The organism is Microcoleus sp. AR_TQ3_B6, from assembly GCF_036702785.1.
GTDB lineage: Bacteria > Cyanobacteriota > Cyanobacteriia > Cyanobacteriales > Microcoleaceae > Microcoleus.
The window spans coordinates 1-17,524 of record NZ_JAUBVJ010000130.1; the positions used below are offsets into that span (position 1 = coordinate 1).

At 45.1% G+C, this 17,524-nt stretch carries 11 protein-coding genes and 1 pseudogene; 8 read left to right on the plus strand and 4 right to left on the minus strand.

Annotated features, from left to right (window positions below; all coding sequences use genetic code 11):
* Positions 1 to 71 precede the first annotated feature (71 nt).
* Both QUB56_RS34175 and QUB56_RS34180 read right to left on the minus strand, forming a co-directional pair.
* A complete protein-coding gene (locus QUB56_RS34175) occupies positions 72 to 599 on the minus strand; it encodes a hypothetical protein (protein WP_332960789.1) in 528 nt (175 codons plus the stop codon).
* The gene (locus tag QUB56_RS34180; RefSeq protein ID WP_332960790.1) at positions 600 to 1,412 is read right to left on the minus strand and encodes an SDR family oxidoreductase; all 813 of its coding nucleotides are present in this window, start codon (positions 1,410 to 1,412) and stop codon (positions 600 to 602) included.
* Positions 1,413 to 2,328: 916 nt separating this feature from the next.
* Between QUB56_RS34180 and QUB56_RS34185 the strand changes: the two genes are divergently transcribed.
* From QUB56_RS34185 to QUB56_RS37560, 8 genes and pseudogenes are all read left to right on the plus strand, one after another.
* The gene (locus QUB56_RS34185; RefSeq protein WP_332960791.1) at positions 2,329 to 2,820 is read left to right on the plus strand and encodes a DUF2231 domain-containing protein; all 492 of its coding nucleotides are present in this window, start codon (positions 2,329 to 2,331) and stop codon (positions 2,818 to 2,820) included.
* On the plus strand, positions 2,817 to 3,422 hold the full coding sequence (locus QUB56_RS34190; RefSeq protein ID WP_332960792.1) for a DUF2231 domain-containing protein: 606 nt from the start codon (positions 2,817 to 2,819) through the stop codon (positions 3,420 to 3,422). Before QUB56_RS34185 ends, QUB56_RS34190 begins: the two co-directional genes overlap by 4 nt.
* A gap of 354 nt (positions 3,423 to 3,776) precedes the next feature.
* Positions 3,777 to 4,466, plus strand: a complete 690-nt coding sequence (locus tag QUB56_RS34195) for a cytochrome c oxidase subunit II (RefSeq protein WP_332960793.1) — start codon at positions 3,777 to 3,779, stop codon at positions 4,464 to 4,466.
* A gap of 7 nt (positions 4,467 to 4,473) precedes the next feature.
* The gene (gene ctaD / locus QUB56_RS34200) at positions 4,474 to 6,135 is read left to right on the plus strand and encodes a cytochrome c oxidase subunit I (protein WP_332960794.1); all 1,662 of its coding nucleotides are present in this window, start codon (positions 4,474 to 4,476) and stop codon (positions 6,133 to 6,135) included.
* A 70-nt stretch (positions 6,136 to 6,205) separates the two neighbouring features.
* Positions 6,206 to 6,871, plus strand: coding sequence for a heme-copper oxidase subunit III (locus QUB56_RS34205; RefSeq protein ID WP_332960795.1), 666 nt, complete (start codon positions 6,206 to 6,208; stop codon positions 6,869 to 6,871).
* A 309-nt stretch (positions 6,872 to 7,180) separates the two neighbouring features.
* Positions 7,181 to 7,423, plus strand: coding sequence for a hypothetical protein (locus tag QUB56_RS34210; RefSeq protein ID WP_332960796.1), 243 nt, complete (start codon positions 7,181 to 7,183; stop codon positions 7,421 to 7,423).
* Positions 7,424 to 7,665: 242 nt separating this feature from the next.
* Positions 7,666 to 9,126 (plus strand): NAD(P)/FAD-dependent oxidoreductase, encoded by a 1,461-nt coding sequence (locus QUB56_RS34215; protein ID WP_332960797.1) that lies wholly within the window; start codon positions 7,666 to 7,668, stop codon positions 9,124 to 9,126.
* A 1,735-nt stretch (positions 9,127 to 10,861) separates the two neighbouring features.
* Positions 10,862 to 11,041 (plus strand): annotated as a pseudogene (locus QUB56_RS37560) (zinc ribbon domain-containing protein); the annotation flags it as partial.
* 190 nt (positions 11,042 to 11,231) lie between these two features.
* Here QUB56_RS37560 and QUB56_RS34220 read toward each other — a convergent pair.
* Positions 11,232 to 12,986, minus strand: a complete 1,755-nt coding sequence (locus tag QUB56_RS34220; RefSeq protein WP_332960798.1) for a hypothetical protein — start codon at positions 12,984 to 12,986, stop codon at positions 11,232 to 11,234.
* A 575-nt stretch (positions 12,987 to 13,561) separates the two neighbouring features.
* A partial coding sequence (locus QUB56_RS34225; protein WP_332960799.1) for a calcium-binding protein occupies positions 13,562 to 17,524 on the minus strand: 3,963 nt, incomplete at its 5' end.

Below are 17,524 nucleotides of genomic sequence, written 5' to 3' on the forward strand. Positions count from 1 at the left end.
AACAAATCAGAAAAAAAATGGGGATTGCATAATAAGATAGATTGTTTTCCTCTGTCCTTTACAAAAAAGCACTACCCTTTAGCGTATTCCGCAACCACATCAAAGTAGCGATTATCGTCAAACACCCCCGTATCCAGCAGTTCAAATTCTGGTCGATCCTTTTGGCGATGAGCGTTCTCCTCTACAAGCTGAGTGTAGGGAAATTCCTGTTGCGGATATTTGTACAACCAGCGCATATAGGAATGAGTAGGCGTGTTGTCTAGGTAGAAATAGTATTCTTTGACATCCTCACCGTGATTTCCCTGTCCGTTGGTTAGCCCAAACAAGCGTTCTTTTAAAATTGGATCGCGGCCATTCCACACTGCTAGACTAAAGCAGAGTTGACTGTGCCGATCGCACCATCCACCCAGTCCATCTTCACCCCAACGGTAAACGCGCGATCGCGCATGGTCATGAGGAAAGTAGTCCCAAGCTGAACCGTCAGGTGAATAGTCTTCTCGCACTGTACCCCATTGGCGATCGCTCAGGTAGGAACCCCAACGATACCAAGGTTGATGCGGTTCGCGATTTTCCTCTAAGCGTTGCTGTTCTGCGTTCATCTAGCCCCCCGCCGCGAACCCTGGATACAGAGTCATGCCGCCGTCTACAAATAGAGTTGTACCATTCACATAATCTGAGTCATCCGATGCAAGCCAAACAGCAGCTTTGGCGATATCTGCTACATCTCCGACCCGGTTTGCGGGAATGAGTTTTAGTAATTTGGCCTCAGCTTCTGGCGTGTCCCAGGCTGCTTTATTGATGGGAGTTTTAATCGCACCGGGTGCAATGCTGTTGACCCGAATTCTGTGAGGTGCGAGTTCCTGGGCTATACTCTGCATCATCATGTGGATGCCGCCCTTACTGGTAGCGTAGTTGACGTGACCCGCCCAAGGAATCACCTCGTGTACCGAACTCATACAGATGATTTTGCCTGCGGCACAGGAAATATCTGGCTTCACGCCCCGCTTGAGAAATTCTTTTGCCGCTTCACGGGCGCAGAGAAATTGTCCGGTTAGGTTGATGCCAATCACCAAATTCCAATGGTCGAGGGTCATGTCTACAAAGGCTGAGTCTTTTTGCAATCCCGCGTTGTTTACCAAAATGTCGATCGTGCCAAAGTGCTGGTACATTTGATCGAACATAGACAAAACTTCTTCTTCCTTGGCAACATTTGCACCAATGGCGATCGCCTCCCCACCAAGCGATTTAATCTCGCTGACAATCTTTTCTGCTGCTTCCTGTTCAGAATGGTAGTTGACTGCAACAGAAGCACCCGATGCAGCCAAAGCACGGGCTACTCCTTCACCAATACCAGAACTAGCACCCGTTACGAGTGCTTTTTGGCCTTTGAGAAGATTAGGGGAATAGCTCATATTTTTTCCTCATCTTGTTTCCTAGAAACTAAATTTTTACCTAATAAATACGATTAACAACCAGTTAAGTAGAGGGACATAATTAAACGTAAGGTGGGCGATCGCTGCCCAAAAATTGTAACTCATATAGCAATCCTAAATCATTTGTGAACTTCTTACTCCCTCCCCTTAGTAAGGGGAGGGTTGGGGTGGGGTAAAATTTTTACGACTCATTTAGGATTGCTATAGCTAATGTGGCTATTGGCGATCGCCCACCCTACTTAATGTAACTACTTAAAGATTTAGCTCTTGGTTTCTGGGCTAACTTTAGGGATTTATAGAAGTAACTACGTCTATCTAATGGGGTAATTAGCGTCTATAGCAATCCTAAATGATTATACTCGTTATACTCGTTACCAGGCTCTGCCTGGTAACGCAGATCCGGAGGCTCTGCCTCCACAGTCTAGGCCGAGGCAGAGCCTCTGGACATCGGTTCCCAGGCTCTGCCTGGAAGTTAAAAGTTAACCAGTTATTGAAACTGATTTAGGATTGCTATATTTCTGATAATACAATAGAATTTCATGATTATTTTCTGGACAAATTACATATTATTTTAATTTTTAAACAAAATTTTTTGCGATCAAAGAGAAAAATTTATGTCATTAGTGTGTCAAAAATATGACAAGCGATCGCCGTAAGGAGAGGCAGCCTAATTTTTCTTGCTTCCCCCCGAAGCCGCGGGGGGACTGAGGGGGTGAATTTTTAACTTTTGCAAGAGGTCTAGTGGAAAGCCAAATAGTTTTAGAAGCAAAGGTTGTTTTTGAGGCTGAGATCAATCTTTAGATAGATATGTTTGTTTAAAATTAAGCTCAATCTATATACTTAGAGAAATCCATGTCAGCTCTCCGCCGGAAATCAAGTAAAAAAAAGGAAAGCGATGCCTCTGCCTCTCAATAATGCGAATCTACCTTACCCAGATCCGCTCCATCCCATCATCGTTCATTTCGCGATCGCAATGGTGTTTTTTTCCTTTTTCTGCGACGTGGTAGGATATTTTACCCGCAATCATCGTTTGTTTGAGGTAAGTTTCTGGAATATGTTTGTTGCTTCAGTTTCTATTTGCTTCGCCGTCATATTTGGTCAGTTTGAAGCTGGTTTAGCCCAGCCTTACGAAGCAGTCAAGCCCACACTGAATTTGCACACAATTACTGGCTGGTCACTTTCGGCAATTATTGTCGCGATTACCGCATGGCGGTTCGCGGTTCGCGCCCGCACTCCACAAAATATACCTGTTGCTTATCTAGGTGTTGCAACATTTTTAATTTGTTTAGTATTCTTTCAACAATATTTAGGAAGTCAGTTAGTTTGGGTATACGGGCTGCACGTAGAGCCAGTAGTTGAAGCCACAAAGAATGGACTCTTACAATGAACTCGCAACTTATCGATCAGTTGTGGTTCAAGCTAGGTGCGAACGGATTACCCTACAAGGTTCCAATTCATCCGCAGCTAGTGCATTTCACTTTGGGTTTATTCATTATTGCCATAATTTTTGATATTGCAGGAACGCTGTTTCGGTTTGAAAAACCAATCCTCAAATTTTTGGCTCTGACTGCGATTCGTTCCAGCTTTTTCGATGTTGGTTGGTACAATCTTTTAGCAAGTGCTGTTATCACATTTTTTACCGTCGCAGCCGGGTTTTTTGAGATTATGCTCGCAAACCCACCCACAAATATGAATAGTGCTTGGGGTTTGGGGGCTGGTGCAACGATGCTCTTGCATGGTATAGGTGGACTCTTACTGTTAGCAGCGATCGTTGCCATGACTGTGTGGAGGGGGTTGCAGCGCTACCGCTGGCGCAAAGATGCCACGATCCAAGTGCATTGGAGCTATTTGTTGGTGGGCATTGCCATGTTAGGACTGTTGTTTGTCCACGGAACATTAGGGGCGCAGATGGGAGATGAGTTCGGGATACATAATACGGCGGCGGCCTTAATCCGACAAGGTAAAAATCCCAATTTGTTACTCAAATGATGCCAACAAATATACTAGAATTAGGACTTGTGCAACTAGCCAAATTAGTAGGGAGTGTCCGACAATCAAGCCCTAATTTTATTAGCAAACGACTGCGTCACAGGCACTATAAAAACTACTTAAACAAGACCAACAAAAATACTAGGAAAATTAATTTTATAGGGATGCGATGAGGAGAATTTTTATGCGTCACAGGCACTATAAAAACTACTTAAACAAGACCAACAAAAATACTAGGAAAATTAATTTTATAGGGATGCGATGAGGAGAATTTTTAACGCACTATTATTAACGGTTTTCATCGCGGTAATTCTTATAATATCCCGCTGGATTGGCGATCGCGCATACTCTTGGATGCCGGTCCAGGCCACCGCAGAAGCAGAACGAGTCGATCGCATATTTAGCTTTTTAACCTCAGTGGGAACCTTCATCTTTCTCGCGATCGCAGGCACGATCGGATACTCAATCCTCACCGGTCGAGCACCCAAAGGAGACTGGAGTCACGGTCATCCTGCCAGAAGCGATGTGAGGCTAGAAATCCTCTGGACTGTTGCCCCAACTGTGCTGGTGTTGTGGCTTGCAGCTCAAAGTTTCAGCATTTATCAACAACTAGATATTGAGGGGCTACAACCGATCGTGCATCTTCACCTATTAGAAGAACCTGCTGCCGCTGCAACGACCAAAAACACGACTCAACCTGCTGAAAATATTGAAGTTGTGGCTAAACAGTGGGTTTGGTCTTTCCGCTATCCAAATAATGTTATTAGTAACGAATTACATCTAAAAGTAAATGAACGTACCCGCTTAAATTTGAATTCCCAAGACGTGATTCACGGCTTTTATGTCCCTGAATTCCGGTTAAAGCAAGATATGATTCCCAACCGCAACATTAACATTGTATTAACCCCCACCAAAATCGGCAAATATCACCTGCGCGATTCCCAATTCAGCGGCACAGACTTTGCCTTAATGGAGGCGAATGTATACGTTGAATCGCCAGAAGCTTTTGAGCGGTGGATTTCTCAAGCTGCTACCCGTAAATAAAAAATACATGACAAATAACTCTATCGAAATTACTGACGAATCGGAAGATCGCAACAGCAAATCTGATACAAACTGGCGGGAATATTTCAGTTTTAGCACCGACCATAAAGTTATCGGCGTTCAATACATGGTGACGACCTTCATTTTCTTTTTAATTGGTGGTCTGTTGGCGATGATTATTCGTGGCGAACTGCTTACTCCCGAATCAGATTTGGTCGATCGCTCTTTATATAATGGCTTATTCACCTTGCACGGCACGGTGATGATTTTCCTGTGGATTATCCCGTTCAATGCTGGTCTTGCCAACTACTTAGTGCCGTTGATGATTGGGGCCAAAGACATGGCGTTTCCAGTTCTGAATGCGATCGCCTTTTGGATAATCCCCCCAGCAGGTATCCTGCTACTATCGAGCTTTTTAGTACAAGGTGGACCCGCACAAGCTGGCTGGTGGTCTTACCCACCAATCAGCCTCCAAAACCCAACTGGCTATCCCATTAACGGCGAATCAATTTGGATACTAAGTGTAATGCTGCTGGGTATTTCATCGATTATGGGGGGAGTGAACTTTATTACCACAATTGTTTGGATGCGGGCACCGGGGATGACGTTTTTTCGGATGCCAATTTTCGTTTGGACAGTTCTCAGCGCCCAGTTGCTGCAACTAATTTGTTTACCTTCCCTGACGGGCGCGATCGTACTTTTATTTTTTGACCTCACTTTTGGGACAAATTTCTTCAAACCCCTAGAGAATGGCGACCCAATCATCTACCAGCACTTATTTTGGTTCTACTCCCATCCAGCAGTTTACGTCATGGCGCTGCCTGCTTTCGGCATCTTTTCGGAAATTCTCCCCGCCTTTTCTCGCAATCCTTTGTTTGGCTATCGATCGGTAGCGATCGCTTCTTTCGGAATTGGGTTAGTAAGTATTTTCGTTTGGGTACACCATCTGTTTGCCAGCGCCACACCCAATTGGATGCGGATGCTATTTATGGTTTCCTCAATGTTAGTTGGCGTACCTACTGGTGTAAAAGTATTTGCTTGGACTGCCACAGTCTGGAATGGGAGACTGCATCTTTTAACCCCCATGTTATTTGCCTTAGGAGGTGTATTGATGTTTGTTTTCGGTGGAATTACTGGCATCATGCTTAGTTCAGTGCCGTTTGATATTCACGTTAACAACACCTACTTTGTAGTAGGCCACTTCCACTACGTCGTCCACAATACAATCACGATGGCAATATTTGCGGCGATTTACTTCTGGTTCCCAAAAATAACCGGGCGGATGTACGCCGAAGGCTGGGGAAAAGTGCATTTCTTTTTAACTCTTATCGGTGCTAACCTTACCTTTTTTCCCATGCACCCACTAGGTTTACAGGGTATGGTGCGCCGGGTTTCCTCTTACGATCCGCAGTTTCAAGGATGGAACATTGTTGCTAGTTTGGGAGGGTTTTTATTGGGTATATCTACACTGCCCTTTATTGCCAATATAGTTGGTTCTTTGCTATTGGGTAAGAAGGTATCAGACAATCCCTGGCACGCTACAGGGTTGGAGTGGAAGACTTCTTCGCCACCACCGAGGGAGAACTTTGAGGCAATCCCTGTTGTCAATGAGCCGCCTTATCATTACAACTCTAAAACGATACCAAATGCTGCCGCTGCTCAAGAATAAATAAGGCGAGGGGGGAGAATTTATTATTAACAGTTTTTCCAAAAATCTTACATCCAAAATCATCTGAGTTATGCCAAATTCTACACATCACATAGATGAAAGCCCGATCCGTTTCGATCGCTTAGTACAGTCCCTGCCTAATTGGCTACAAAGGTTCTTGCCAATTGGTGGCGGCATAGCTCACGATCATCATGGTAAAGGGATGTTCGGCGTTACAGTATTCTTGCTGTCAGAGAGCCTAGTTTTTGTCAGCTTTTTCTTCACCTATATTGCTCTACGATTGACCCATCCCAACTGGCTGCCGCCTGGTATCAAGGGCCCGGAATTGTCTAAATTTATCATTATTAATACTGTGGTACTGCTTTCCAGTAGCTTCGTTATTCAAGCCGCAGAAAACGCCCTTAAACGCGATAAAATTATTAGATTTCGCTGGCTTTGGGCCTTGACTTCTGGGATGGGAATTTACTTTTTAGTTGCTCAGGCGATCGAGTGGAGTAACCTTAATTTTCGGCTGACGGACGGGCTGATGGGCGCAACATTTTACCTGCTGACAGGATTCCACGGACTGCACGTTCTTGCTGGCATTCTCTTGCAGTTGCTCATGGTTTCTCGTTCCTTCATTCGGGGTAACTACAACTCCAGTCACTTCGGCGTTAGTGCAACTACTCTGTTCTGGCACTTCGTTGACGTGATTTGGGTTGTCCTGTTCTCACTGGTCTATCTCTGGCGAACTTAGCAATTTACAGTCTAAAAATGAATGGTTATTTGTAACCAAACCGTACTTGAATATTGCTATATTAAGGAAATAACTTTGCAGACACGCTACTGAGAATAAAAGTCGATTATGAAATGTTTGCAGCAGCTCAAACCAATGCAATCGTACCTTGCTTGACCGGGACTTACGCAACGGACACATAAGGTAGGGTGAGTCAGGAAAGAAAAAGCCTAATTTTTAATACTAAACTCAAAACTTACGCACCCTACAGCGTCGTTAAAGTGTGACAATTGCGTCCTGGACTGTTAATAAAATTAAAGGAGCTTTTTGATGAATTTACCAACTCAACAATTGCCGGCAATCATCAGAACTTACTTTCTGATTTCTGCTGAATCAGTCCAAAAAGATCCGCTAATTGACCAACGCGGCTCAATCATTGTGGACGTTGGGGTTGTCCTCCTAGCGGCTAGCTTAGTGATTGCTGTCAAGATGATTAGCCCCAGAGTAGAACACGCTATCGTGCTCGCTATCTTTCTCAGCGTGGCATTAATTGCTTTCTTTTTCATTAAATAGCAGAACTTGCGTTGCAGATCCGATTTTCAACTCACCGTCAATCGATTTTAGATTTTAGATTTTAGATTTTAGATTGACCCCACGGATAAATGCTCTTTCTTGAGGATTTTAGATTTGAGATTTGGGATTGATTCCACGGATAAATCACGTGGCGGGTACCACCTTTGAAATTCTTGGTCAACCGTCAACTGTCAACTGTCAACTGTCAACTGTACTCTCAATTACTGGAGCAAAATGATTGTATGAACAACCCAATTTATCAGACTGTAATTGTTGGCGGTGGTTTTACTGGTCTTTTTACAGCTTTGCATCTAGCCCACGAACACTATCCAAGAAGCATCATCCTAATTGATAGCTCTGAACGCTTTTGTTTTAAGCCCTTACTTTACGAGTATTTCAGTGGAGAGATGGATGGTAATCAGGTAGTACCGCGTTTTGAGGAACTACTCAAGGATAGCGGTGTCATTTTTGTGCAAGATACGGTGCAATCGATTGACCTCCATCAACGGGAAGTCAAATTAACATCGGGGGAGGGCTACAATTACAGCAACTTAGTGTTAGCTTTAGGTAGCGTTACTGCTTATTTTGGTGTTGAGGGTGCCAAAGAGTATGCTTTTGATTTCCGTACCGAAGAAAATGCGATCGCACTCGATCGCCACCTGCGCGACTGCTTACAACGAGCCGTTCAAATTGAAGACCCCGAACAACGTCGTCGGCTACTAACTGTAGCTGCGATCGGTGGCGGCCCAAGTGGTGTAGAAATGGCAGCCACTTTAGCCGATTTGCTACCTCACTGGTATGAAGCATTGGGAGGTAATCCTCAAGAAGTCCGGGTGGTACTAATTAATCACGGCAACGAAATTCTCAAGGGTGATATTAATAGTCATCTGCGCGAAACCGCCGAGCAGGAATTGCAAAAACGTGCCGTGTCAGTGGAGTTAATAACGGGATCAGAAGCGACGGCTATTCGTCGAGATTCAGTTGAATATAAGCGGGATGGTAAATCCGAGATACTACTAGCATCCACTACGATTTGGACAACTGGAACGGCTACACATCCACTGATTAAAAACTTGCCGATTCCCGACGAACACCGCGATAAACACGGTCGCGTTCACGTTACTCCCACTTTGCAGTTGCCCGATTTTCCAGAAGTTTTTGCGGGTGGTGATTGTGCGGTGGATGTACAATCATCAACGGTTGAGAGCCAGGAGGACGAGAATTTAGAGCGGCATAAAGAGCTAATATCTCATTCTTCTGAACAACACAATGAGACTAAACCTTTGCCTCCTACTGCCCAAGTAGCTTATCAGCAAGGAGCCGCGATCGCGCATAATCTCAAAGCGATCGCATTAGGACATGAGCCAAAACCAGCTCAGGTTAACCTACGCGGAACCCTTCTAAAACTAGGGTTAGAAAATGGTGCAGCTAACATTTACGATGTTTTTGAAGTGACAGGCGAAGTTGGTCATCTGATTCGTCAAGGCACTTATCTAGAGCTATTGCCCACTCCGGTTCATAACTTCAAAGTTAGTACAGACTGGCTAAAAGATGAGATATTCCACGAACATATCAATTCTGGTGATGGGGTAAAGCAAGCTGTCAAGGTTGCTCAAGTGGTTGGTGGAGTCGTCGTCGGCGCTATAGTCGCCAAAAAATTGCTCAATATGTTAAGTGATGACAATAAAGACCAGAAATCCTGACGGCATTTCCAGAATTGAAGCCAGGATCGAGATTGACCATATAATCCAATCCAAAAACTGAGTACAGGCGATCGCAACCTCGGGGTAAAGCCGAGATACGATACTGTTGGCGAAACATTCCTTAACATTAGAGCAATCGTCAAGAGGCATCTGTTCGATCGTAAATAAGTTATGCGATCTACAGCACTTCCGGATGTTATGAGGTACAAGAAAATCGACTAAAATAATATACTAATGAAAGCATACGTAGTAGATTTGCGCTCCTTTCATAGTAGCCGTCCATAAGCGAGAAGAAGCTGTCGATCAGAAAAACAGCAGAAATATTGGCAGTGAGTAAAAGCTCTTTTAAAAAAGTTGTCAAGCAACAAAAAATAGAGGGTAATTTACAGTCTCAACCCTGGGGTAAACCGAAATACAGTCATTGGAATAATGCCTCAACAGAGTTAAGAAAAATAGTGGCAACACATTCCGATGCAACCAGGGTAGAATTGTGTGAGTTATTCGCCCAAAAGACAATAAATTTGGTAGGTATAACAGCAATGTGTAGTGCCTTACAGAAGTGAGTATTAAATCGTCAAAAAAAACTATCAGGAGTAGCCACGCAGAAACAGAAAGAGTCATGAAGTTAAGGTTAGAATATTGGGAAAAAGGCAAGGATATCGAGCCAAGAAATTTAGTCTTTTTAGATGAGACTGGAGTATTGCTAGGTTTAACCAGAACTCATGCTTCCAACGATGAACTAAAGCCTAGGCGCTCAAATCTTTTTACCCTTGGAAAGAAAGTCACACTCATTGGTGCAATTAGTCTCTCTTCGAGTAGTGGCACTAATGACAATGGATAACTCGATGGATGGCAAAGCATTTGAGGTATTTATCGAGAAATGTTTAGCGCCACAATTGTGGTCGGAAGCAGTAGACGTGAATTGATAATTTACCCGCGCATAAACTAGCTTTAATTAAGCCTATGATTGTCGTGGTGGCTGCTTCTATCTTGTGTTTTTACCCATACTCTGCTGATTTTAATCCAATTGAATCTGATAAGGCATTAAAGAAGCAGCAAGGTAATACTAAATTGTCTGTGGCTCGGCAAAAAATATACCAGATATAGCAATCCTCGCATCAGTTTTGGAGTTTAGACTAAGCACAAATTTAACTTCCAGGCAGAGCCTGGGAACCGATGTCACTCTTGCTCTGCCTCGGCTGCCACAATGGAGGCTCTTCCTCCGGATATGCGTTACCAGGCTCTTCTTGGTAACGAGTATAATCATTTAGGATTGCTATACTAGAATCTTCAAGGTCTGGTATTCTGTCCGTTTCAGTTGTTTTTCTAAGTGGTTTTGGTAAAATTGAGAAAACACAATTACAGCAGATTCCGCGTTGATGAAGTACACCCGTCAAGCGATCGAGCACCGTAGGGAAACGGCACTGCCGTGTCCTCTATCGAAAGCTATGTACCTCACTTACCTAAAAAATGCTGTAATAGATGAGCCAAATTAACAATTTCGACCCCATATTTTTTGAGATAGAGTTCGGTAAATCCGCCATGGGTGCGGCTTTTTACTCTTGTTATCACCGTCAGGAAGGCGAGGTTTCCTAAGAATTGAAAATCAAGGAAAAAACGTTTGAATCTTTCTATTTCTGACGCAAGTTGGGGTGAATTGATGAAATAAGGTTGAGTATCTAGCTGAAAAGCCCGGAAAAATCGTAATTAAAGTCAATCCTAACCTAAACATTCCAGCCGAGAATGCAGAAATTGTGGTCATATTGAGCGGTCAAACAGAGATGGCGAAAAATTCATCTGTGTGGAATGTGGCTACCATGAACACGCTGATATCGGTGCTGCAAAAACGATTAGAGATAGAGCTTTGGAAGTGGTACGCGGGGACTCTCGCTTTACGGAAGTGCAATGCACCTAAACGCCCAAAATGTATCACCACGCTCAAAAAGCAAACGTGGTGAGGAAAGAGAATCCTAGTGATAGGAATATTAAGGCCACACTGTGTTGACAATCCCCGTGCGTTTACGCCGGGATTGTCAACACAGTGTATCTTCTTTATCAATACCGATTACTGAATCGGCGCTCTAGAAGGTGTCTCACACAAATCCTTATGGGCACGGAACCTCACCGGCTTGCTGCATAAAAACCTGCTTGTAAGTCGAGCAGCTCTTAGCCAGAATCATTGGTTGCTTTGGAGCTAACGGACCTGTCCCTCCGAACCACTGATTGCTACCATCGAGCGACGGGATAAACCCTAGCATAATGTTCGGCTCATTCAGCTTCTCCGTACTTCCAAGATCCGCTAACAGTTTGTCCACCCCATTCTTGTTCAGTAGTATCAGCTTGCTCATTGTGACTGTGTTATAAGCAGGGGGGAACTTCTGGTAGTCAAACGACTCATTGGGGTTAGTGTAGGCCGTATCGTTAATTTGCAAATATTCCTTGTTGAAAGTTTGCAGGTTCACTTTTTGCCCAGAACCCCTGGCAAACACTTGGTCAAAGTACGTTTCTGGATTCTCAAGGTATGCTTTTAGCTGATCCTTAGTCATCCCAGTCGCGCTCTTAATAATGGCATTATAAATGTCATTCTTAAGCTCCCTGATGGGGGCTACTAAGAAGTCAGGGATAACCTGAGCGATAATGTCACTAATTTTGCCTGCGAGTGCCGCAAACTGTCCAACTGCATCCGGTGCACCAGACATCGATATCAGGTGATTGTTGACGTAATTCTTGAGAATGCGTTCGGCGTCGTCAACTTTTGTTTTTCTTTCAGGGTTAAAGAACAGAGCCTTGGCAACCTCGTGGCTCACCTGAGGCCATGCTTTCAAACCACTGTCGATATCTTCGCGCCAATACTCCTTGTACGTCACTATTAGACCATTGGCGGTAACGTAAGCGCCTTTCTCGACCTGGATCGCCAGCGCCTGAGCACGTAACGCTGTGGCGCTGCAGCTAAAATCAAGAGGTCTGCAAGCGTTTGCCGCCCGAATCTTTTCGTCGTAGCGCCGATCGTACTCCGCCTTCTTGGCGTAATAGGCGTCGATGTCTGCCTGTAGTCGCGCACGCAGGGTAGAGTAGATGCGTGGCACGGAAAACTCAGTGCCTCCGCCCCCTTTTTTCAACAGATATGTGTCTAGCGGTGTCCCAGGTTTCGCATCGACCATGTTGCGATAGATGAAGTCCTCAACTCCGGCGATGCTTGCGTTGAAGAAATTAGAGTCTAGTTCTTGCTTATCAAGGCGCTTATCAATGTATCCCTCTAGTAGAACGTGCTTGATTCCGTTTTCCGGTCCCTCCGGCGGTGTGATCTTGAAGGGAGCGCCAGTGAAGTTATTTATGAATGTGTGACCATACATATCTCCGGCGGCGTGCGTCAGATAGCCTACTACGAACGCTTTGTGCTGTAGCGTATTGTTACCCTGAGTATTGGTGAGGGCCCACAGATACGCGAGCCAAGCGTTAGAGCCGCTAGCGATATTCGTGAGCTGTGGCTCTGGGTGGATCACCTGCTGCCCGGTTAATATATCCGGGTAAGCGTCCGGACCGAGTATCCCTGCACGGTACTGTGACGGGTTTGCCTTCAGCGCTGACAGAATATTGCTATCAACGGGGTAATCTCCAATCTTGGAGAGTACCTTTCCATTCTTATAATCAACGCGGTAGATGCTTACTTTGCCATCATCAACCGCGTCCTTGAGCGCCTGTTGACCGAGGTAAACATGGGTAGTCGGCTTCCAGGCAAGAGCAGGGGGCGCATTGGCAAGTATTCCAAGTACGAGGACTCCTACCAAAGTTGCAAACTGCAAAAGTTTCTGCCAGTGGCGGATTTTATTAGTCATTCTCTCTATCTTGGGTTGTTTCATGTGTTCCTCCGTGATTGGATCTTTGAGTAGGACTAAGGCAAACTGGCACAGGACTATCCACTTGTAGGGTATTCTACTACCTTGATTATGAACGGATTATAAAGGGTGTAGGATAGTAGATAATCTTACTAATTGTGACACTTGCGTAAGACCTTCTTTACATAAAGTTGCAGAGAATAAAGGTACTAGATGAAACGACATCCTACTTATGGCACCTCAACTGTTTCTGGCGATCGCAAGTGCAGAGATTGAGCGAGCAACAACTAAAAAACAGCCGCATTTAAGCGTCAAAAACAACGGTTCCAAATGTTGTGGTCGTTGAAAACTGGACAAATCACGCGATCGCATAAAACCATGGCCCAACGTCCGCAGACGCGATCGTTCAACGGTAACGGGCGTGGATTGAACAGGAGACTCTGTATTTCTGATAGTTGTTTAAGTCTCGATTCCCCGTGCGTCCCCCGGAGGAGGGGGACGAAAGAACCGTCTTGTTTCACCCCCTACTCCCCTTATTAAAAGGAGCGCGGGGGGGAGCGGGCGAACTATTAGAACAAGTGCTTGACCCCCAATCGCTCTTAAATCAATCCGAAATTAACAGCGCTAATACTGTTAGCAGAAACGCCCACCAGAGAAGCTAAAATCTCCCCTGTTTGTGCAAACCGGATTAATGTTGCACCGCTATCTTCAGCAATTGTCAATTGCGAGAAAGTCAGCCCGTTACCCAATACTAACAAGTCTTGACCGACTTCAAAGTCAGCGATGGTGTCAATACCGGAATTGATGGAAACCAAGAAGCGATCGCTCCCTACATCCCCTACTAAGGAATCATCGCCCAAATCGCCACTGAGGAAATCGTTACCCTGACCTCCTAGCAGAATATCATTGCCTTGACCGCCGTAGAGGGTATCGTCGCCCTTTTCACCAATCAGGATGTCTTCACCTCGATTGCCAGAAAGGAAGTCATTGCCGGCGCCTCCTGTCAAAGTATCAAAACCCTTGCCGCCGTACAGAGTATCGTCACCCATTCCGCCATCGGTCAAGTCGTTGCCTTGATTGCCATTCATCCAATCGTTGCCATCTAGACTAAACAGCAAGTCATTTCCTTTTTTACCGCGCAATATATCATCGCCAGCGCTGCCCATGAGGGTATCATCGCCATCTGTACTTTCGGCGGTATTTGTCCCATCTTTGACGAATTCTATACCGCTGCTGGGGAAAGGTTCTTCGGAGGTAGACGGTGTACTAGAACCATCAGTATTTAAGGTATTGCGGACTGTGGGATTGTTTGCTGTCGCCGACTGAATTTGGGTAGTTAGAGATGCACCAGTATTTTCGGAAATTGCTGACTGAATCGTTTTATTTCCGGCTGCGACTTGCAGTAAATCTTGGGCTACTTCTCCTTGTGCGACTTTTTGTATGCGGGCGATTTCTGTCGCGGCATCTGAGGGCGAGGAATTGCTCTGTGCGAGATCCTTTATGCGCTGATTTCCCTCGGCAATAATAGAGGCAGCATCTGAAGCAATACTAGATAGTTGCGGTACTTGCAGTTGACTCGTCGCCGACTGAATAATCGCCTGCACTTGTGTGGAATTGCTTAAGTCGAGAGTGCCAGATTTAATTTGATTGGCCACGGCGGAAATTACGCGCGCTGCAATCTCATTTTTAGGAGTATTGGAAGCACCGCTAATTAAATCTGCGATCGAGACAATGGTATTTTGCACGCTTGCGTGTGCTGCATAAACTGCCAAACCGTTCGGGTCGTTTTGAGTAATTGCCTGTAACGGGTCGTAGCTAGTCAAGTCAATTGCTGACGGCAGTCCCAATGCTGATTTTACCTGAATTTGCGCCTGATTAGGGTCAGTACCTTGCTCGACCAACTCGGTCATTAGGGTAGTTAACGGAGTGACGACAATAGCATCTGGTGTGGCAAATAGGGGCGTTTGCTGCGGCAAATAAGTAGAGGTATTGATGCCGTCTATCAGTACAATTTTGCCTTCAGTCGGTTCGAGGTCGCCACTGTTATTCTTGTCGAATTTGTCAAGAGAGACATCTAAATCAAAGCTGCCATCCGCGTTAGTAATTGAGAACGGTTCGTTATCATCTTGGACTCCATTAAAGTTGGCATCGAAGAAGACAGTCGCCCCGACCATGTAACCGTTAATTGCTCTGCCCCTAGTGCTAGAACTCGGTCCCAGACTAAACTTAGCTAACTCAAATGTGGCAAAGTTATTATCGTAGACTGTTTTGTAATCGAAGCACGGATAAGGGAGTCTGAATTCACGCGTGATGACTCTTTTCTTTCCGAACAATCTTATGCTTATTTCGGGGATTGTTTTATAACAAATTTCGGGTAAGTAGGCTTTTACTTGAGCACCGAGAAAAGCATTAACTTGTCCTGTTACATCAAACAGTTGCGAGGGTTGGCTGATGCGGGAAGTAATTTCCGATGTTCGGATTTTGCCGTCGCCACCTTGTTTCGGTTGGAATTCTCCGATATCTATTAAGTCAATGCCGACTTTTCCTTCAATTCCACCTTTGATAGTACCTTCGGCAATTAGCGCATCTATCTTAGCACCCACGGCAATGCTAGCGTCAAGACTGAGTTCGTCAACATCTGGCCCTGTACCGTCAGCATTTTGGCGATCGCTCACATAAAATCCATCCAAAACTTTGTCCGCAGAACCCGCAGCAAAGTTCGAGTTTTTCCACTCGTTTAATCCGTAGGTATCGTACCCAAATCCTAAATGAGCTTCAGCACTAAACTTGCCTTCAAGTAAACCTTTAAGCGGTCCCCAAATCGGAAAAGTTTGCTCAATATTAAAGTCAAATCCCAGTTTGGGCATCTGATAGCTGAAAAGCGGAACATCCGGTTTACCTATCAGCAATTGAATCGCGGTTTCCGGTTTGGTCAAGAGTGGGATATCAAAGCCATCAATATCTTGTAAAGCATTTAAGAATTCCTTGACCTTGCCACTTGTTTTGGAGTTGATTTGTTGGTTAGCGGTTTCCTGTACAGCAGTCTTTGGAACCGGGGAAGCATTCTGAAGATTCGCACTGTTATCAGCAACGTCTATATTACCCAGAGTGTAAGAGCCAAAATCGATTTTATCGGGAGAATTTGCTATTTGGTTTGCCAAATCCACAACTTTATCAACCTTAGCAACCGCATCTAAAAAGCGAGTATCGATATCGGTATTAGAGATTTTTGCTGCCAGTTCTAGTACGCTAACTTTACCATCCCCATTTTTATCAAACGGTCCCGCTAGACCTAGTGTAGACAGTAACTTGGTGTCGGTATTCAGAAAGTTGATAACTGGTCCAAATGGTTTAATGACATCAGAAATTTTACCGATAACTGGTTTGGCAAAATTATTGACAAATGTCCCCAGATCGAGTTGCATATTGTTAAATGCAACTGCGGGCTTTTGCGGCCCGGTTAATTGACCGTTAGCGTAATTCAGGATGGGCCAATTAACGGCTAAGTCGAAGTTATAGGAGGGGAATGCAGCATTGCCGTTGATACTGGTTTTTGCTGTGAGACCGAGATTAGCATTGCTCGTTAAGTTGGCATTGAATAAGTCTTTAAACTGATAGCTGCCTTGCAGTTCTGGCAAGGTGAGGCGAGCTCCATCATTCGCACCGCCGAGATTGTCTAAGTCATTGAGCTTGACTTCCAGGTTGGCATCGACTTTAGTAGGGTTTTTGGTATCGTTTGCCAGGTCTACTTGGAAAAAACCTAAGTTGCCTTTTGCCTTGAATTGGTCATCTAGGCCTAAGTCTATGTTGGCGGTTAACTTGGTTTTGTCAGTATCTATGTAGCAGCCGAAATCTTTACTAACCCCAACTCCTAGGGACAAGTTGTAGTTGTATTTTGATTGGGCTTTTCCATCTACATCTAAGCTTAATGCCGGTACTCCTAAGTTTTTCGTGAGATTGATGTCGGGAAACTGATATTGCTTGCCCAGAGTAATTAGCAAGGTACTTTCGGCAGCACTCGAATTCCCAGTTAGAGCAACATTGAAGTCCGAGCCCAGTGCAGTGCGCAGGCTAGTTTCTAACTGACTCAGACTTTGAGAACCCACATTTTTAATCGTATCAACTAACTTAGTCTTGAAGTTGCCAATAAAATCTGGGGAAATGTTCTTAAGAGGGCCGACAATGGGTAGGTTAACTGCCTGTAATTGGTCGTCAAGAATTTTCTCAAGTTTATCCAATCCAGCTTCGACGCCGCACCAATTCTTCGTGTCGATGGGACCAACAGTTGGCGGTGTCGGTGTTGGTGTCGGAGTGACTGGCGTTGGTGTCGGTGTCGGAGTGACTGGTGTCGGTGTCGGTGTCGGAGTGACTGGTGTCGGTGTCGGTGTCGGAGTGACTGGTGTCGGTGTCGGTGTCGGAGTGACTGGTGTCGGTGTCGGTGTCGGAGTGACTGGTGTCGGTGTCGGTGTCGGAGTGACTGGTGTCGGTGTCGGTGTCGGAGTGACTGGTGTCGGTGTCGGTGTCGGAGTGACTGGTGTCGGTGTCGGTGTCGGAGTGACTGG